Source organism: Enterococcus sp. M-BR2 (assembly GCF_056612775.1).
This window is the reverse complement of record NZ_CM152743.1, coordinates 2,148,101-2,165,124: the sequence shown is the minus strand read 5'-3', so window position 1 is coordinate 2,165,124 and position 17,024 is coordinate 2,148,101. Positions and strand designations below refer to the sequence as shown.

Annotated in this window: 23 protein-coding genes; 3 read left to right on the top strand and 20 right to left on the bottom strand. The window is 39.9% G+C overall.

The window, feature by feature from the left end; translation table 11 throughout:
• Positions 1-56 precede the first annotated feature (56 nt).
• Together AC1F25_RS10555 and AC1F25_RS10550 are read right to left on the bottom strand one after the other, a co-directional pair.
• Positions 57-1,739: a DAK2 domain-containing protein gene (locus AC1F25_RS10555; protein WP_002290465.1), complete on the bottom strand. Its 1,683-nt coding sequence runs from the start codon at positions 1,737-1,739 to the stop codon at positions 57-59.
• A gap of 51 nt (positions 1,740-1,790) precedes the next feature.
• The gene (locus tag AC1F25_RS10550; RefSeq protein ID WP_002290464.1) at positions 1,791-2,153 is read right to left on the bottom strand and encodes an Asp23/Gls24 family envelope stress response protein; all 363 of its coding nucleotides are present in this window, start codon (positions 2,151-2,153) and stop codon (positions 1,791-1,793) included.
• 269 nt (positions 2,154-2,422) lie between these two features.
• Here AC1F25_RS10550 and rpmB point away from each other — a divergent pair, with 269 nt between their 5' ends.
• The 3 genes from rpmB to AC1F25_RS10535 all read left to right on the top strand — a co-directional run bounded on the left by rpmB (position 2,423) and on the right by AC1F25_RS10535 (position 5,664).
• Complete coding sequence (gene rpmB, locus AC1F25_RS10545; RefSeq protein ID WP_002290463.1) at positions 2,423-2,611, top strand: 50S ribosomal protein L28; 189 nt, start codon at positions 2,423-2,425, stop codon at positions 2,609-2,611.
• A gap of 238 nt (positions 2,612-2,849) precedes the next feature.
• Positions 2,850-5,519: a YfhO family protein gene (locus AC1F25_RS10540; protein WP_002313939.1), complete on the top strand. Its 2,670-nt coding sequence runs from the start codon at positions 2,850-2,852 to the stop codon at positions 5,517-5,519.
• A gap of 7 nt (positions 5,520-5,526) precedes the next feature.
• Positions 5,527-5,664 (top strand): hypothetical protein, encoded by a 138-nt coding sequence (locus AC1F25_RS10535; RefSeq protein WP_002348066.1) that lies wholly within the window; start codon positions 5,527-5,529, stop codon positions 5,662-5,664.
• Positions 5,665-5,846: 182 nt separating this feature from the next.
• On the opposite strand, the gene truA is transcribed toward AC1F25_RS10535, so the two are convergent.
• From truA to rpsH, 18 genes are all read right to left on the bottom strand, one after another.
• Positions 5,847-6,593 (bottom strand): tRNA pseudouridine(38-40) synthase TruA, encoded by a 747-nt coding sequence (gene truA, locus AC1F25_RS10530; protein ID WP_151668758.1) that lies wholly within the window; start codon positions 6,591-6,593, stop codon positions 5,847-5,849.
• 203 nt (positions 6,594-6,796) lie between these two features.
• Positions 6,797-7,594, bottom strand: coding sequence for an energy-coupling factor transporter transmembrane component T family protein (locus tag AC1F25_RS10525; RefSeq protein ID WP_002312339.1), 798 nt, complete (start codon positions 7,592-7,594; stop codon positions 6,797-6,799).
• Positions 7,584-8,453 (bottom strand): energy-coupling factor ABC transporter ATP-binding protein, encoded by an 870-nt coding sequence (locus AC1F25_RS10520; protein WP_002290457.1) that lies wholly within the window; start codon positions 8,451-8,453, stop codon positions 7,584-7,586. The genes AC1F25_RS10525 and AC1F25_RS10520 overlap by 11 nt, the downstream gene beginning before the upstream one ends.
• A complete protein-coding gene (locus tag AC1F25_RS10515; RefSeq protein WP_002290456.1) occupies positions 8,429-9,268 on the bottom strand; it encodes an energy-coupling factor ABC transporter ATP-binding protein in 840 nt (279 codons plus the stop codon). The genes AC1F25_RS10520 and AC1F25_RS10515 overlap by 25 nt, the downstream gene beginning before the upstream one ends.
• 271 nt (positions 9,269-9,539) lie before the next feature.
• Entirely contained in the window at positions 9,540-9,920 is a 381-nt protein-coding gene (gene rplQ / locus AC1F25_RS10510; protein WP_002288716.1) for a 50S ribosomal protein L17, read from the bottom strand.
• A 27-nt stretch (positions 9,921-9,947) separates the two neighbouring features.
• Positions 9,948-10,886: a DNA-directed RNA polymerase subunit alpha gene (locus AC1F25_RS10505; RefSeq protein WP_002288715.1), complete on the bottom strand. Its 939-nt coding sequence runs from the start codon at positions 10,884-10,886 to the stop codon at positions 9,948-9,950.
• Between the two features lie 79 nt (positions 10,887-10,965).
• Complete coding sequence (gene rpsK, locus AC1F25_RS10500) at positions 10,966-11,355, bottom strand: 30S ribosomal protein S11 (protein ID WP_002288714.1); 390 nt, start codon at positions 11,353-11,355, stop codon at positions 10,966-10,968.
• Positions 11,356-11,382: 27 nt separating this feature from the next.
• The gene (gene rpsM / locus AC1F25_RS10495) at positions 11,383-11,748 is read right to left on the bottom strand and encodes a 30S ribosomal protein S13 (protein WP_002288713.1); all 366 of its coding nucleotides are present in this window, start codon (positions 11,746-11,748) and stop codon (positions 11,383-11,385) included.
• A 17-nt stretch (positions 11,749-11,765) separates the two neighbouring features.
• The gene (gene rpmJ / locus AC1F25_RS10490; RefSeq protein WP_002288710.1) at positions 11,766-11,882 is read right to left on the bottom strand and encodes a 50S ribosomal protein L36; all 117 of its coding nucleotides are present in this window, start codon (positions 11,880-11,882) and stop codon (positions 11,766-11,768) included.
• 32 nt (positions 11,883-11,914) lie between these two features.
• Positions 11,915-12,133 (bottom strand): translation initiation factor IF-1, encoded by a 219-nt coding sequence (infA, locus tag AC1F25_RS10485; protein WP_002288695.1) that lies wholly within the window; start codon positions 12,131-12,133, stop codon positions 11,915-11,917.
• A 190-nt stretch (positions 12,134-12,323) separates the two neighbouring features.
• Positions 12,324-12,971 (bottom strand): adenylate kinase, encoded by a 648-nt coding sequence (locus tag AC1F25_RS10480; protein WP_002288690.1) that lies wholly within the window; start codon positions 12,969-12,971, stop codon positions 12,324-12,326.
• A 61-nt stretch (positions 12,972-13,032) separates the two neighbouring features.
• The gene (secY, locus tag AC1F25_RS10475) at positions 13,033-14,328 is read right to left on the bottom strand and encodes a preprotein translocase subunit SecY (protein WP_087063508.1); all 1,296 of its coding nucleotides are present in this window, start codon (positions 14,326-14,328) and stop codon (positions 13,033-13,035) included.
• The gene (gene rplO / locus AC1F25_RS10470) at positions 14,328-14,768 is read right to left on the bottom strand and encodes a 50S ribosomal protein L15 (protein WP_002288687.1); all 441 of its coding nucleotides are present in this window, start codon (positions 14,766-14,768) and stop codon (positions 14,328-14,330) included. Before rplO ends, secY begins: the two co-directional genes overlap by 1 nt.
• A gap of 42 nt (positions 14,769-14,810) precedes the next feature.
• On the bottom strand, positions 14,811-14,990 hold the full coding sequence (gene rpmD / locus AC1F25_RS10465; RefSeq protein WP_002290455.1) for a 50S ribosomal protein L30: 180 nt from the start codon (positions 14,988-14,990) through the stop codon (positions 14,811-14,813).
• Positions 14,991-15,004: 14 nt separating this feature from the next.
• The gene (gene rpsE, locus AC1F25_RS10460) at positions 15,005-15,505 is read right to left on the bottom strand and encodes a 30S ribosomal protein S5 (protein WP_002288681.1); all 501 of its coding nucleotides are present in this window, start codon (positions 15,503-15,505) and stop codon (positions 15,005-15,007) included.
• Between the two features lie 20 nt (positions 15,506-15,525).
• Positions 15,526-15,882, bottom strand: coding sequence for a 50S ribosomal protein L18 (gene rplR / locus AC1F25_RS10455; RefSeq protein ID WP_002288679.1), 357 nt, complete (start codon positions 15,880-15,882; stop codon positions 15,526-15,528).
• Positions 15,883-16,042: 160 nt separating this feature from the next.
• Entirely contained in the window at positions 16,043-16,579 is a 537-nt protein-coding gene (gene rplF / locus AC1F25_RS10450; protein WP_002309839.1) for a 50S ribosomal protein L6, read from the bottom strand.
• A gap of 31 nt (positions 16,580-16,610) precedes the next feature.
• On the bottom strand, positions 16,611-17,009 hold the full coding sequence (gene rpsH, locus AC1F25_RS10445) for a 30S ribosomal protein S8 (protein ID WP_002288675.1): 399 nt from the start codon (positions 17,007-17,009) through the stop codon (positions 16,611-16,613).
• Positions 17,010-17,024 lie beyond the last annotated feature (15 nt).

Below are 17,024 nucleotides of genomic sequence, written 5' to 3'. Positions count from 1 at the left end.
AACCGAAGGCCTTTTATGAATGAATACTGTGTTAGAAAGATATTCTGTCACAGGAATTATTCAGCAGAAAATAGATAAGGATAGACAGGCTGATCTCCTTGGTGGATCTCGATTTCCAAATCAGGATGTTTTTCTGTTAGTTTCTCAGCAAATTCATTTGCTTGTTCAACTGTTCCTTCATCACCTGCTAAGATCGTTACGATCTCTGTGTCCTCATTGATCATTTGTTCTAGTGTACTTAACGCTGTTGCTGTGATATCTGGGTTAGAGATCATGATTTTTCCATCAATCATGCCTAAAAAGTCGCCTTCTTTGATCTCTACACCGTCGATTGAGGTATCTCTGATTGCGTGAGTGACTTGACCACTTACGACGCTAGACAACATTTCTGTCATCGTTTCTTTGTTTTCTTCTAAAGAAGCTTGATCATTGAATGAAAGCATAGCCGTCAATCCTTGAGAAATCGTTCTTGAAGGAACGACTGCTACTGGGATATCTGCTACTTCTGCCGCTTGATCAGCTGCCATGAAGATGTTTTTGTTGTTCGGTAAGACAATCACTTTATCTGCGTTCACTTCTTGGATCGCTTTAACGATGTCTTCCGTACTTGGGTTCATTGTTTGCCCACCACTGATAACATAATTAGCGCCTAAACTTTCAAACAGCTCTTGGACGCCTTTACCAGCAGCGATTGCTACGATACCATACGGGATACGTGGTGTTTCTTTTTTCGCAAACTCGTTCACTTCTTCATCATGTTCCAAAATCGTCTCATGCTGCAAGCGCATGTTGTCGACTTTGATTTTGACTAATGAACCGAATTTTTGTCCATAGTTCAAGACTTCTCCTGGGTTTTCTGTATGCACGTGAACTTTGATGATCTCGTCATCATTGACCACAAGTAAAGAATCTCCAATACCATCTAAATAGTTACGGAACTCTTCGTAGTCGAACGTGCTATCAACAGTAGGTCCTTCACCGATTTTCACCATGATTTCTGTACAATAACCAAAATGGATATCTTCTGTCGCCATTTGTCCTTGGACACTGCGATGGTGCTCTGCATTGACCATATCATCCATTTCTGCTGGAGAAGGTTCATATGTTTCATCCGCTTGGAATTCTCCATTCAATGCGCTTAAAAAGCCCTCATAAACAAACAGCAATCCTTGTCCTCCACTGTCTACAACACCGACTTCTTTTAGGACTGGAAGCAAGTCTGGGGTTTTAGCTAAAGCACGCTTTGCTCCTTTTACAACAGCTGTCATCACTTCAACGACATCGTCTGTACTCTTAGCTTTCTTTTCTCCAGCTTTTGCTGCTTCTCTAGCTACTGTCAAAATCGTTCCTTCTACTGGTTTCATTACTGCTTTATACGCAGTTTCAACACCATGAGTGAATGCTGCAGCAAGATCAGAAGCATTTAATGAGACAACATCTGGAATTTGCTTAGAAAATCCTCGGAACAATTGAGACAAAATAACGCCGGAATTTCCGCGCGCACCCATCAACAATCCTTTTGAAAGCATTGCTGCTAATTCTCCTACTTTTTCTGAGGTTGAATCTACTACTGCCTTCGCTCCACTAGTCATAGATAGATTCATATTTGTTCCCGTATCACCATCTGGCACAGGGAATACATTTAATGAATTGACGTATTCTGCATTTACTTGCAGACGATTCGCACCAGCCTGCACCATTTCCTGGAACTGGCTTGCACTTATTTCTGTTACACTCACCTAGATAATCCTCCTTCAGATCGACTGCTGAGTTATCAGCCAGTCTCCTGCCTAGTCTGGCAGTACACGAACACCTTGTACAAAGACATTAACCGAATTGGCAGCTACACCTAATAATGCCTCTAGATTGTATTTCACTTTTTCTTGGACGTTGCGAGAAACTTCAGAGATTTTCGTACCATAGCTGATAATCGTATAAACATCTACAGCAATACCATTATCTTCTTGGCGGACAACTACTCCTCTTGAGTAATTTTCTTTACGCAAAATCTCAGTAATATTATCTTTAATTTGATTTTTGCTGGCCATTCCTACAACACCGAACACATCTGTCGCGGCGCCACCAACAACTGTTGCAATTACATCATTGGTAATTTCAATGGTTCCAGCTGACGTTTGAATTTTTACAGCCATGAATGAGCCTCCTTAACGGGTAAAATACTCCCATTTTTCTTCTATCATATTTTATCATAGCGCAACTTGAAATAAAAGGCAGTTACCCAAAGTACTCAAAAACCTTGCAAAATTTCAGGTATAACCCTGTTTAATTTACAATTATTCTTCACAAATGTCAATTGTATCCATGAAAATGTACTTGCAAATTTCCAATCTATATGATATGTTAGTCTGGTATGAGCTGAATTATTCTATTGCTCCAAATCAAGGCAAAGGAGGAAATTACCATGGCAAAAGTTTGTTACTTTACAGGTCGCAAGACAAAAAGTGGAAACAACCGTTCACACGCTATGAACTCAACAAAACGTACTGTTAAACCTAACTTACAAAAAGTTCGCGTTATGGTCGACGGAAAACCTAAAAAAGTTTGGGTGTCAACTCGTGCTTTGAAATCAGGAAAAGTTGAACGCGTTTAATTGAATGATACTTGGACCGTTCAGATAGTGAACGGTTTTTTATTTAATAAAAATTTTGGTGGGTGGAATTTTTGATTCCTCCCCTTTTTTTGTGTTTATTTTTGTTATACGAACAAATTGTGAAGTTATTTATTCCCAAATTTTATTTTTTTATGAAAACTAGACTCTTTTTAAGCAGAGAAAAACAAGGATATGATAAACTAAATACAACTTCATAGAAATTTGGTGGAAAATAAATATGAAAAAAAACTTAAAGTCATTCTTTAGAGAAAACGGACGCTACGCAGCAGCTAGTTTCCTGATTCCGTTTTTGATTTTAGCACTTGTTTATTTAAGTATCGGGATCTATCCCGGGAGCAGCAGAAGTATTTTGGCAAGTGATGCCTTTTCACAATTTTCTAATTTTCATGCAAGCTTCCGAAATGTCCTTCTTGGAAAGCAAAGTATTTTCTATACATGGAATGCTTCTCTGGGCTTGAATTATCTATCTTTGATTTCTTATTATCTCGGCGGGATCTTCACGCCACTGGTTTTCTTCTTTCCAAACCAGATGATGCCAGATGCACTTTATGTTCTGACTTTGCTTAAAGTCGGCTGTGCCGGATTAGCTTTTTGGTTTCTTGCACGCACGTTCAAGATTCCTCGCTGGGGGCATGTTGCACTTAGCGTCAGTTACGCATTGATCTCATTCATTACTGCACATTCGGAGATCATCATGTGGCTGGATGCATTTGTTTATCTTCCATTAGTGATTTTGGGGATTCATCGTGTCATGGATCTGAAACGGCCGAAACTTTTATTCATCAGCTATTTGCTCTTGTTTCTATCCAGTTTTTATATGGGCTTCATGATTGGTGTCTTTTCTTTCTTATATTTTATTGCCCGTCTATTGACAAACTGGTCAGAATACAAAAAATCGATTGTTCCTTATGGGATCACTTCTTTACTGGCAGGCGGCGCTTCAATGATCATTGTATTGCCAGCAGTACTGGATCTTCGCTCAAATGGCGAAGCATTGAGTCAAATCACTACGTTGAAAACAGAAGCGACTTCTTATCTGGATCTGATCATGAAAAACATGATTGGTGTTTATGACACCACAAAATACGGTTCGATTCCGTTCATTTACGCAGGTCTACTTCCGTTGGTCCTTTGCTTGTTTTATTTTGCCAGTCGGAAAGTACCGTTGAAAAATAAGTTTTTGTACGGTGGTCTTTTCGCCATACTTATCGCAAGTTTTTATCTTGTCCCATTGAATTTGTTCTGGCATGGTATGCATGCACCGAATATGTTTTTATTCCGTTATGCCTATCTGTTCTCTTTCTTAGTTCTCCTGCTTGCAGGAAAAGGATGGGAAAAGATAGAACAAGACGATCGTGGGCTGTTGTTAGGAATCATTTTGGTCGTAGCTGCTCTCTTTGCGGTGGCATGGGGCATCAAACCTGAAGGAAGCTACACCTATGTGACGATGACCTCCTTTGTATTGACAGTTGTTTTCTTAGGGATCTATGCTTTTGCTGTGGGATTTTATCAGCATAAAAAACTTTCCTTCAATCATCTAAGTATATTGTTGTTATTGATCATGTCTGCTGAGGCTCTAGTCAATACGAACAGCATGATCCATGGTATCCTTGATGATTGGAATTATGCTTCCCGCAGTTTATATACGGATCCTTCTCCTGACTTGAAAGCTCTTGTAAATGAAACAAAAGAAGATTCTGACTCGTTTTACCGCTTAGAAAATCTGGATCCGGTATCGCCAAACGATTCGATCAACTACGGTTACAGTGGCATCAGCTTGTTTTCTTCTATAAGAAATCGTAATTCTTCCTCTTATCTGGATACATTAGGGTTTCGTTCAAGAGGGACAAATTTGAATATCCGTTACAATAATAATACTTTGCTGATGGATGGCTTTACAGGGATCAAATACAACATTTCTAAGAACGAAAGCACGTTCAGCAAATATGGCTTCCGCCAAGCTGGTCAAAGCGGCGACTATACACTGTATCAGAATGTCAATGCATTGCCACTGGCATTTACCGCACCGTTATCCGTTAATGATATTGAGCAGCCCGTAACAGATAATTTAACTAGTCAGACAAACTTGATCAATACATTATCTGGTCTAAATGAACAGTATTTTACATTCTATACGCCTACTTTGAAGAATCAGTTAAATACGACAATCACAAAAACAACGACTGGTGTGACTTATTCAGAGACGGCAGACAATCAACCGAAAGAGCTCACATGGGAAGTCCATGTACCTGCAAATACACAAGCTTACTTAAGTTTGTTCCCAACCAATTTTGCACAATTAGAAAGTTCTAGTGCAACGATTACTGTCAATGGTACATCGAGGAAAACGCAAATCAATATTTCTGGACAATACTATGATCTTGGCTATTATCCCCAAGAGACAACGGTGACATTTACTGCAAGTTTTTATGGGACGAAAGAAGTAAGTTTCATGGAGCCGAAAGTCGTTGGTCTAGATGTTGTAGCCTATCAAGCCGCAATGAATCAGATCAAAGAAAAAGGTGTCGAAATGGAAGCCTCTGGCAGAAAAGCTTCTGGAACTGTAGATACCGCAGAAGATTCTATGTTGGTGACGACTATTCCTTACGACAAAGGATGGAAAGCCGAAATCGATGGGAAGCCAGTCAAAGTCAGCAACTTCAAAAACGCATTCTTGATGCTAAAAGTTCCAGCAGGTAAACACACGGTTACTTTCAGCTACTTGCCTGAAGGATTTATAATAGGTGCAATCCTTTTTGTACTATGCATTGCATTGTTTATTCTCTATGTCTGGTACCTTGACCGCAATCAACCCTTCTATGGCACGATTGATCCAACAATAGAAGAAAAACCGCGAAATACACACAGAAGAAGACGAAGAAAATAAAGAAACGATGGAACCTGTTCAGACTGTCTGCCAAGGGCAATCAAAACAACGTTCCATCGTTTTTAGTTACAAAAAAGTAGTGTGGCAAAAAGAAGGTTCACTTATCCATGCTTCGTTCACAAGTTGTGATATTCATCAAACGTGAGAAGCTGTTTTTTGAAATTGTTTCTTGTGACTCAGAGCTAAATGGCAGGCTCACAACCTCTTCCTTAAACAGTGTTCAATCAGCTGTCCTTCGGTATTAGCTCAACAAATGGCAAAATATGAGAAACTATTTTGGTTTGGCTGTTCTTATTACTTGATGCAGAACCGCTTTTTCACAACCTCTTATTCATATTTCACTTCATACAAATAAAGTCCTTCAGGGTGTGCTGTAGGTCCTGCTGCATTACGATCTTTTTTCGCAATAATATCTGGGATACTATCTTCAGGCAATCGGCCATTGCCAATTTTCAAAAGCGTTCCTACTAAGATCCGTATCATCTTATACAAGAAGCCATTTCCCCTAAAAGTAAACAACAATTCATCTTTTGTTTCATTAACCTCCATCTTAGCCTCGTAGATCGTACGTATTTTATCCTCTATCGAGCTTCCTGATGCACAAAAAGAGGTGAAATCGTGGGTCCCTAATAAATCAGGAAGTGCCCGCTGAATTTTTTCCAAATCAAGAGGGTAAGGAAAATAACTTGCATAATGGCGTCGAAAAGGACTGCGTGGTTTCCCTATATCCACTCGAAATTGATAAGTTTTTTCTTTGACCAAATATCTTGCATGGAATTCTTCTGAAACGATTTCTACTTGTCTTACAGCGATATCCTCTGGTGACTGGGTATCTAACGCAAAACGCATTCGTTCTAACGGGCGTTCTTCTGGATAATCAAAATGGATCACTTGCCCGATTGCATGTACTCCGGCATCTGTCCTTCCCGAACCAAAGACCGTGATTTCTTTCCCATTTGCCATTTTTTGTAATGTTTTTTCTACTTCTTCTTGAACAGTACGTCCATTTGGCTGTTTCTGGAACCCATTGAAATTTGTTCCGTCGTATGCAATGATTGCTTTGTAACGTACCATGGTTTTCTCTCCTTTGTTTCTAAAAAGTTGTCTAGAAATAGTGGTTTTTCCAGATAATGTTGTTTGTTCTTTTTTTCAAATAAAAGAAAGAGGCCTGTGACATTAGTCTGCCACAGACCCTAATGTTTCTTGTCATACACTGCTCGCATACTTTCTTGCAAATAGATTAGCAAGAAAAGGATAGATAGCGGTCCACTGAACGTTTATCCTCTTAAAAAGATCAGCAGCACGGTTAATAATATAAAAGCAATGATAACCATCGTGTCTCTATTATGCCAATGCAAGACACGATATTTCGTTCTTCCTTCCCCGCCCTTGTAGCCCCTTGCTTCCATAGCGGTCGCAAGATCTTCCGCTCGGTTGAAACTGCTGACAAATAAAGGAATCAGCAAAGGAATGACTGCTTTCATTTTCTGAACTAGATTGCCTTCACCAAAGTCAACACCACGCGCGCGCTGAGCGTTCATGATCTTTTCTGTTTCATCCATCAATGTAGGCACAAAACGAAGAGCAATCGACAGCATCAAAGAAATTTCGTGGACTGGGAACCGTACGGCTTTCAATGGACGAAGCAAGTACTCAATCGCATCAGATAATTCCAAAGGCGGTGTAGTAAGCGTGAGTAGCGTCGACATAAAAATAATCAACACGAATCGGCAGAAAATAAAGAGACCGTTCATCACACCAAATTCAGTGATATGGAAAACACCCCAACTCCAATAAGTTTCTCCTCCGCTGGTGAACAAGATTTGCAAAGCTACAGTAAAGAGGATCAGCCAAATCAATGGGCGAATACCTCGGATAAAAAATTTCAAGTCTACTTTTGATAAGAAGACGGAAAATAATGTGAAAACTGCCAATACAAGATATGTTTCCCAATTATTTGCTAAAAAAATGATACCAATAAAATAAAAACTGGCTAATAATTTGGCTCGGGGATCCAATCGATGGATCAAGGAATCTCCTGGCATATAACGACCAAATATCAATTTATTCATCATGGGCATTTCCTCCAGCAGAATGGACGATGGCGTCTGCTAATTCTTCAGCTGTTAAAGGTAAGGTAGTGAAGTCCATCCCTTTAGCCATTAATTCTTCTGCAAATTCTGTGGCAGTAGGTACGCCTAACTGTTTTTCTTTTAGCCATTTGATGTTTTGAAAAACCTCTTGAGGCTGCCCGCTATTAACGATTCGCCCCTTCTCCAGTACATAGACATAGTCTGCAAAATTGGCTACATCATCCATTAAATGCGTCACTAAAACAATAGTAATCTGTTGTTCCTTATGAAGACGCCAAAACATCTCCATCATTTCTTTTCTGCCCTGAGGATCAAGTCCTGCCGTTGGTTCGTCCAATACAAGTACTTCAGGCTTCATGGCAAGCACACCAGCGATTGCTACTCTACGCATTTGCCCTCCTGAAAGTTCAAATGGTGAACGGTCCAAATAGCTTTCATCCAGTCCAACTTGTTCTAACGTTTCTTTTGCTAGTATCAGCGCTTCTTCTTCACTGACACCAAAGTTTTTAGGACCGAAGGCAATATCTTTTGCCACCGTTTCTTCGAATAGCTGTGCTTCTGGAAACTGAAAGACGATGCCGACTTTTTTTCGGATCGGCTTTAGATTTTTATTATCCGTATCTGGCTGAATGTCGCGTTCTCCAATATGGACGGTACCGCTTGTTGGCTTAACAAGCGCATTCAAATGTTGGAGTAAAGTTGATTTCCCGCTTCCGGTATGCCCTACTAATGCTGTATAACTGTTTTCTTTGATCGTCATATTGATGTCAAATAAGGCTCGTTGTTCAAATGGTGTATTCGGCTGATAAGTGAAGTCTACTTGTTCAAAACGGATGTCCATAACCAATCCACCATCCTTTCTTCTGTCATATATTCACTTGGCACATCTACCCCGCGTTCTTTCAGTGCACGCTTCAGTTTTTCAGGAAATGGTAGATCTAGACCTAAATCAATCAGTTCGGGTCCCGCAGAAAAGATTTCTTTTGGTGTACCTTCACGGACAAGTTCTCCTTGCCTCATCACTAATATCCGATTGGCATTAGCTGCTTCATCAATATCGTGAGTGATAGATATAACGGTCAATTGACTTTCTTCTTTGATCTTCTTGATCGTAGAAATCACTTCTTCACGACCTTCTGGATCTAGCATACTTGTTGCTTCATCTAAAATAATGATATCAGGGCGTAAGGCAACCACGCCGGCAATAGCAACACGTTGTTTTTGTCCTCCTGATAAACGAGCAGGCTCGCGTGTAGCAAACTCAGCCATTCTAACTTTCTCAAGTGCATCTTTCACACGTATCAGCATTTCTTCTCTGGGAATCCCTTGATTTTCAAGACCAAACGCAACGTCATCTTCTACTGTCGAACCAACGAACTGATTGTCTGGATTTTGAAAAACCATTCCAACCATTTGCCGGATCGTCCAAATGTTTTCTTCATCCAATACTTGATTTCCGACTTTCACGACCCCTGATTCTGGCAGAAGTAGCCCATTGATTGTTTTGGCAAGTGTCGATTTTCCTGAACCATTGTGTCCAATAATAGCGATCCACTCACCTTTATCAATTGTAAAGGAGACATCTTTCAATGCGGGGCGAAGATCATCTGGCTGGTATTTATAATTTATTTTCTCTAATTCAATAATTGGCTCCATGATTACTCCTTCTTCATCCTAAAGTTCCTACTAACACTATCAAAAAAAGACAAAATTTTCAATTATTTCTCGCTTAAAATGTTTTTTTATGCCTTCAAGCAGAGATGTCATGACAGTTAATTGAAGGTATAAAAAAACACTTTATGATGAGTGCTTACTCCCCAAGCGATATTCGCTTGAGGAGCAGCGCTGAGCTAGACTCGGAAAAATATCTTCCAACATCATAACACTCTAAAAGAATCATCTATAAAGTGATGTTATTAGTGTGATTTTAGACAAGTTCTAAGACAACCATTGGTGCACCATCACCGCGTCTTGGTTCTGTCTTCAAAATGCGTGTGTATCCGCCTTGACGTTCTGCGTAACGAGGTGCAATATCGTTGAATAGTTTTTGTAAAGCTGATTCAATGACGATGTCCTCATTTTCTTCACGCACGCTGGCAACTTCATTACGTACGAAAGCCGCAGCTTGACGACGTGCATGCAAATCTCCGCGTTTACCTAAAGTGATCATTTTTTCTGCAGTTGAGCGAACTTCTTTCGCACGAGCTTCAGTAGTCACAATACGTTCGTTGATTAATAAATCAGTTGTTAAATCACGCAACATCGCTTTACGTTGGCTAGATGTGCGTCCTAGTTTACGATAACTCACGTTGGTTTCCCTCCTTCGTAAAAGGTTTTAATCTTCTTTACGTAAACCTAAACCTAAGTCGTGCAATTTTGCTTTAACTTCTTCTAATGACTTACGTCCCAAATTACGGACTTTGATCATTTCAGGCTCAGATTTATTTGTAAGTTCTTGTACAGTATTGATTCCTGCACGTTTCAAACAATTGTAAGAGCGAACAGACAAGTCTAACTCTTCGATCGTCATTTCCAACATTTTTTCTTTTTGTGTTTCTTCTTTTTCGACCATGATTTCAGCATTTTTTGCTTCATCAGTTAAGTTCACAAAAATATCCAAATGTTCAGTCATGATTTTCGCAGATAAACTCATTGCTTCCAACGGTTCGATTGAACCATCTGTCCAAATCTCCATCGTCAATTTATCAAAATCTTCACGGTGTCCAACACGTGTGTTCTCAACTTGATAGTTCACACGACGAACAGGTGTGTAGATTGAATCGACTGGAAGAACGCCAATTGGCATATCTTCTTTTTTATTTTCATCTGCTTGAACATAACCACGTCCAGGTTTCACTGTTAAGCGAGCATGGAACGTAGCTCCTTCAGAGACACTACAGATGTACATATCTTTGTTAAGAATTTCTACATCACTATCAACGATAATATCGCCAGCAGTTACTGTAGCAGGTCCGGTAATATCGATTTCAAGGGTTTTTTCTTCTTGGCCATACATTTTCAGCGCTAAGCCTTTAATGTTCAAGATGATTTGAGTGACGTCTTCTCTAACACCTTTGATGGTAGAGAATTCATGCAGTACACCATCGATTTGAATATTAGTGATGGCAGCACCTGGCAAAGAAGATAATAAAATACGACGTAGGGAATTCCCTAAAGTAGTCCCATACCCTCTTTCAAGAGGTTCAACGATGAACTTGCCATAATCTTTTTCTTCATCAATTTTTGCGATTCTTGGTTTTTCGAACTCAATCATTCTTATCTTTACCCCTTTCAAAACGAAAAGTGTCTTGTTCAATGACGTTACTGATAAAACTCAAAATGAGCGGCACTCATTAAACACGACGGCGTTTTGGAGGGCGGGCACCATTATGAGGAACTGGAGTCACGTCACGAATTGCAGTCACTTCTAAACCTGTAGCTTGTAATGAACGAATTGCTGCTTCACGTCCAGAACCAGGTCCTTTAACTGTTACTTCAACAGTCTTTAATCCGTGTTCCATTGCTGCTTTTGTAGCAGTTTCTGCTGCCATTTGAGCGGCAAAAGGAGTTGATTTTTTGCTTCCTTTGAAACCTAATGAACCAGCTGATGACCACGCTAATGCATTTCCGTGAGTATCAGTGATCATGATGATAGTGTTATTGAATGTAGAATGGATATGTGCAATACCTGCTTCTATATTCTTCTTCACACGGCGTTTACGATTCACTTTTTTTGCTGCCATGAAGTTTTAACCTCCTTCACTTAAGAATTATTTTTTCTTGCCAGCGATAGCGCGAGCTGGGCCTTTACGAGTACGTGCATTGTTTTTCGTGTTTTGTCCACGAACAGGCAATCCACGGCGATGACGGATTCCACGGTAAGAACCGATTTCCATCAAACGTTTGATGTTCAAGTTCACTTCACGACGAAGATCCCCTTCAACTTTTAATTTATCTACTTCCGCACGGATAGCATCTGTTTGTTCATTCGTTAATTCACGAACGCGAACATCTTCAGATACACCAGCATCAGCTAAGATCTTTTTAGCAGTAGTGTTACCAATACCATAGATATAAGTAAGTGAAACTACCACACGTTTATCACGAGGAATATCTACTCCTGCAATACGAGCCATATTTATAGCACCTCCAATTATCCTTGACGTTGTTTATGTTTTGGATTTGCTGGGCAAATCACCATAACGCGTCCTTTACGACGAATTACTTTACAATGTTCGCACATTGGTTTTACTGATGGTCTTACTTTCATGATAATACCTCCTGTAGTTTTACGGAGTACAATTATTTAAAGCGATAAGTAATACGGCCACGGTTAAGATCGTATGGAGACAATTCAACCGTTACTTTGTCACCAGGTAAGATACGGATGTAATGCATACGAATTTTACCTGAAACAGTAGCAAGAACTTGGTGTCCGTTTTCTAGTTCAACTTTAAACATTGCATTCGGCAAAGTTTCGACGACTGTACCTTCGACTTCAATCATATCTTCTTTTGCCACGCACAGTACCTCCTTGTACTTGTTTCGCATTTTCACACGATAAAATGGCGGAAACTGCAGTTCCCACCTCAAAATTCTCAAAATGGATCATCTAGAGGATTCTCTAGAAGTCGGACTGACATATTCTATCATAATTTATTGAACTTGACAAGAGTAACTGCATAATGCAAGTCGGCTACGGGCAATCGTGCTATTTTTCAATGATTTTTTGTACATCTGCAAATACAGCATCGATTTCACGAGCACCATCAATAGTGTTTAGCAAACCTTGTTCTTTATAATAAGCCAAGATTGGTTCACTATTTTTGATGTTGATAGCCAGACGATTTTTAACCGTCTCAGGTTTATCATCTTCTCTTTGATAGAATTCATGCCCACCGCAACGATCACATGTGTCTTCAACTTTTGTAGGGTTGAAAATTTTATGGTAAGTTGCTCCACAATTGCTGCAGATAAATCGGCCGGCTAGACGTTCGACCAAGATTTCTTCACCAACATGGATATCGATGACAGCATCAATTTTTTTATTCAAATCTTTTAGCATTGCGTCCAGAGCTTTTGCTTGATCTAGTGTACGTGGAAAGCCGTCTAATAAGAAGCCTTTCTCTGTATCTGGTTCAGCTAGTCGCTCTTTCACGATTCCATTTGTTACTTCATCAGGAACTAATGCACCTTTATCCATATAAGACTTTGCTTCCAGGCCAAGAGCTGTTTCGTTTTGCATCGCTGCGCGGAACATATCTCCTGTTGAGATGTGCGGAATACCATAAGCGTCAATGATTTTTTCAGCTTGTGTTCCTTTACCTGCGCCTGGCAGCCCCATTAAAATGAGGTTCATTGTTTTCCCTCCTAATAAATGTGTGAGAACGTGTGTTGAGGAAGAACCTCAACACGCTTTCTTACTCAATGAATCCAACATATTTACGTTTCAGCATTAAGCCTTCTAACTGTTTCGCAGTTTCTAAAGCTACACCGATAACGATCAGTAAGCTTGTACCGCCTAATCCGATTGATTTTGGAAGATCCCAAACCATTTGAGCAATGATTGGAAGCAATGCCACTAAACCAAGGAAGACTGCACCAACTGTACTTAAGCGCATCAGTAATCTTGAGACATACTCTTCAGTCCCCTTACCAGGGCGTACGCTTGGTATATAACTTCCTTGCTTTTGCAAGTTTTCCGCTAATTTCTCAGGGTTTACTTGTACAAAGGCGTAGAAGAAAGTGAAGGCAACGATCAGAATCGTATAAATCGTAGCACCAGGTGCTGTATTATAGTTAAAGATCTCCATCATCACTTTATACCAGTTTTCAGAACCGAATCTACCACTCAATGCTTGTAAAACAGCATTTGGCGTAGCAATAAACGAACTAGCAAAGATAACTGGAATAACTCCAGCTGCATTTACTTTCAACGGCAGATAGCTGCTTGTAGGCGCGCCAGCGACGCGTTTCGTATATTGAATCGGGATCTTGCGTTCAGCTTGTTGGAAAAATGTTACGAATGTCACGATCAATAAGACCGCTACTAATAAAATGGCCACAAAAATAGCAGATTTCCATATGTCTGAAGGATCGATATTTATAAAGTAATCTTCATAAATTTCTCTGATACTTTCAGGCAATCTAGAAATGATCCCTGCAAAAATGATCATTGATACGCCATTTCCGATACCTTTTTCTGTGATCTGTTCTCCTAGCCAAGTAACAAACATCGTACCGGCTGTTAGAATCAAACCGATCGTTACGTAAGTTGCTACGTTAGGATTATTCACGAAACCTAATTGAGCGTATTGATTGAATCCAGCAGTGATACCGACAGATTGGATAAATGCCAATACTAATGTCAGATATCGAGTGGCTTGATTCAATTTTTTACGACCAACTTCCCCTTGTTTCGACCATTCAACAAATCGAGGCACGATGTCCATTTGAAGAAGCTGAATGACGATAGAAGCAGTAATGTATGGTGAAACCCCCATTGAGAAAATGGAGAAGTTTTGCATCGCACTACCACTTACCAAGTTCAACATGTTGAAAAATGGCAAAGAAGAAAGGTTTTGCAATGAAGCAGCATTTACGCCTGGTACAGTGATATGTGCACCTAGGCGAAATACAAACAACACAAATACAGTAAATAGGATTTTCGATCTAATGTCTTTTACTTTAAAAGCATCTTTTAATAGTCTAAACATTAGATCACCTCGATTGATCCACCAGCCGCTTCAATTGCTTCTTGAGCTGCTTTAGAGAATTTTGCTGCTTTCACAGTTAATTTCTTGTTTAGTTCCCCGTTAGCTAATACTTTGATTCCAGCTTTTTCGTTTTTCACGATTCCAGCTTCAACTAAAGCAACAGGAGTTACTTCAGCTCCGTCTTCAAAGCGGTTCAATACATCAAGATTGATGACTGCATAGTCTTTACGGTTCACGTTTGTGAATCCTCGTTTTGGTAAACGACGGAACAATGGTGTTTGTCCCCCTTCAAATCCTAAACGCACACCACCGCCTGAACGGGCTTTTTGTCCTTTTTGTCCGCGTCCGGCAGTTTTTCCGTTACCAGATGAAGTACCACGACCAACACGGTTACGTACTTGGCGTGAACCTTCAGCAGGTTTTAATTCATGAAGTTTCATAGGTTTGGCACCTCCTTAATATTCTAGTTCTGATTTTTTTAATTAAACTTCTTCAACGTCCACTAGGTGAGAAACAGTATTGATCATGCCTTTAATTGCTTCATTAGAAGGCTTAACCACTGAACTGTTAATCTTTGTAAGACCTAACGCTTTAACTGTATCGCGTTGGTTTTGAGGACGTCCGATAATACTGCGTTTTAAAGTAACTTTTAATTCAGCCATTATTGTTGTCCTCCTTATCCGATTAATTCTTCAACTGATTTGCCGCGAAGTTCTGCAACTTCTTCTGCACGTTTCAATTGTTTCAAACCTTCAACTGTTGCGCGAACAACGTTGATTGGTGTATTTGAGCCTAAAGATTTAGAAGTGATATCTGCTACCCCAGCTAATTCTAATACGGCACGAACTGGTCCGCCAGCAGCAACCCCAGAACCTTCTACAGCAGGTTTCATTAGGATTCTACCACCACTAAAAGCACCGATTACTTCGTGTGGGATTGTTGAACCAACCATAGGTACTTCAACTAAGTTTTTCTTCGCATCTTCAATTGCTTTACGGATTGCTTCAGGAACTTCTTGAGCTTTACCTGTACCAAATCCTACGTGTCCGTTTTTGTCACCGACAACAACTAAAGCAGCAAAACGTAGACGACGTCCACCTTTAACAACTTTTGTCACACGGTTAATTGCAACAACGCGGTCTTCTAATTCCAAATGTTTTGGATCGATATAAACCATGAATGGTATTCCTCCTTCTTCTAAAATTCTAGTCCATTTTCGCGAGCAGCTTCAGCTAAAGCTTGCACACGGCCATGGTAAAGGTATCCACCACGGTCAAAGACTACTACTTTAATGCCTTTTTCAGCTGCACGTTCAGCAACTAGTTTACCGACAGCTTGTGCTGCTTCTGTTTTTGTTCCACCTGAAATTTCTTTATCCAAGGTAGAGGCACTTGCTAGCGTTACACCCGCTACGTCATCAATAATTTGAGCGTAGATGTTTTTGTTAGAACGAAAAACGTTCAAGCGTGGGCGCTCAGCAGTACCAGAGATATTGTTACGTACACGACGATGTCTCTTTTGACGTGTTTTGTTCTTATCTGGTTTTGTAATCACAATTGTCACCTCTTTATTTTTATTGTACTACTATTTCAAGCAGTAAATACGTTTCGAAAAATAGAAGCTGCGGCACAAGTAAAAATTTATTTTTTTGAAGGTAAACTTCAGCCAAATGCCTTTTTCCTGCTGCTGGCTTCTATGCAATTTTTCTAAACGATTATTTACCAGTTTTACCTTCTTTACGGCGTACATATTCGCCAACATAACGAATACCTTTACCTTTATAAGGTTCTGGAGGACGAGTTCCGCGAATATTTGCAGCTAATTCGCCAACTTCTTCTTTGTTCGCACCTTTAACAATTACTTGTGTGTTAGCTGGTACTTCAACAGTTACTCCAGCTGGTGGTGTGATTTCTACTGGATGTGAGTAACCAACGTTCAATACAAGTTTTGATCCTTGTAATTGTGCACGGTACCCAACCCCGATTAGTTCTAACGCTTTTTGGAAACCTTCGCTGACACCTACAACCATGTTGTTGAAGTTCGCACGAGTTGTTCCATGAATTGTTTTCATTTCTTTACTGTCGTTTGGACGAGTGAAAGTCACTTCGTTTCCTTCGATATTCATTTTGATATCTGCTGAGAAAGTACGAGTCAATTCACCTTTTGGTCCTTTAACTGTAACGTTGTTTCCTTCTTGAGTAACTGTTACTCCTTCAGGGATAACAACGACTTTATTTCCGATACGGCTCACTTAAAGACACCTCCTTGTAGATTCTACTTGATTACCATACGTAAGCGATAACTTCGCCGCCGATATTTTTTTCACGAGCTTCTTTATCAGTGACAACACCTTCAGAAGTCGAAATGATTGCGATACCTAAACCGTTCAATACTTTTGGTACTTCGTCAGCTTTGACATAAGCACGCAAACCTGGTTTAGAGATACGTTTTAAGTTTGTGATAACACGTTCGCCGTTTTTACCAAATTTTAGGAAAACACGGATCACGCCTTGTTTGTCATCTTCGATGTATTCAACATCACGAACGAAACCTTCACGTTTCAAGATTTCAGCGATGTCACGTTTAATTTTTGATGCAGGTACTTCTAAAGACTCATGTTTAACCATGTTTGCGTTACGGATACGAGTTAGAAAATCTGCAATTGGATCTGTCATGACCATTGATCTTTTACCTCC

Bases quoted from the DNA above. Each gene is read 5' to 3' on its own strand.
- AC1F25_RS10550 (WP_002290464.1), bottom strand. From the start codon at position 2,153: ATGGCTGTAAAAATTCAAACGTCAGCTGGAACCATTGAAATTACCAAT.
- rpmB (WP_002290463.1), top strand. From the start codon at position 2,423: ATGGCAAAAGTTTGTTACTTTACAGGTCGCAAGACAAAAAGTGGAAAC.
- AC1F25_RS10540 (WP_002313939.1), top strand. From the start codon at position 2,850: ATGAAAAAAAACTTAAAGTCATTCTTTAGAGAAAACGGACGCTACGCA.
- AC1F25_RS10535 (WP_002348066.1), top strand. From the start codon at position 5,527: ATGGAACCTGTTCAGACTGTCTGCCAAGGGCAATCAAAACAACGTTCC.
- truA (WP_151668758.1), bottom strand. From the start codon at position 6,593: ATGGTACGTTACAAAGCAATCATTGCATACGACGGAACAAATTTCAAT.
- AC1F25_RS10525 (WP_002312339.1), bottom strand. From the start codon at position 7,594: ATGATGAATAAATTGATATTTGGTCGTTATATGCCAGGAGATTCCTTG.
- AC1F25_RS10520 (WP_002290457.1), bottom strand. From the start codon at position 8,453: ATGGACATCCGTTTTGAACAAGTAGACTTCACTTATCAGCCGAATACA.
- AC1F25_RS10515 (WP_002290456.1), bottom strand. From the start codon at position 9,268: ATGGAGCCAATTATTGAATTAGAGAAAATAAATTATAAATACCAGCCA.
- AC1F25_RS10505 (WP_002288715.1), bottom strand. From the start codon at position 10,886: ATGATTGAGTTCGAAAAACCAAGAATCGCAAAAATTGATGAAGAAAAA.
- rpsK (WP_002288714.1), bottom strand. From the start codon at position 11,355: ATGGCAGCAAAAAAAGTGAATCGTAAACGCCGTGTGAAGAAGAATATA.
- rpsM (WP_002288713.1), bottom strand. From the start codon at position 11,748: ATGGCTCGTATTGCAGGAGTAGATATTCCTCGTGATAAACGTGTGGTA.
- rpmJ (WP_002288710.1), bottom strand. From the start codon at position 11,882: ATGAAAGTAAGACCATCAGTAAAACCAATGTGCGAACATTGTAAAGTA.
- AC1F25_RS10480 (WP_002288690.1), bottom strand. From the start codon at position 12,971: ATGAACCTCATTTTAATGGGGCTGCCAGGCGCAGGTAAAGGAACACAA.
- secY (WP_087063508.1), bottom strand. From the start codon at position 14,328: ATGTTTAGACTATTAAAAGATGCTTTTAAAGTAAAAGACATTAGATCG.
- rplO (WP_002288687.1), bottom strand. From the start codon at position 14,768: ATGAAACTTCATGAATTAAAACCTGCTGAAGGTTCACGCCAAGTACGT.
- rpmD (WP_002290455.1), bottom strand. From the start codon at position 14,990: ATGGCTGAATTAAAAGTTACTTTAAAACGCAGTATTATCGGACGTCCT.
- rpsE (WP_002288681.1), bottom strand. From the start codon at position 15,505: ATGGTTTATATCGATCCAAAACATTTGGAATTAGAAGACCGCGTTGTT.
- rpsH (WP_002288675.1), bottom strand. From the start codon at position 17,009: ATGGTCATGACAGATCCAATTGCAGATTTTCTAACTCGTATCCGTAAC.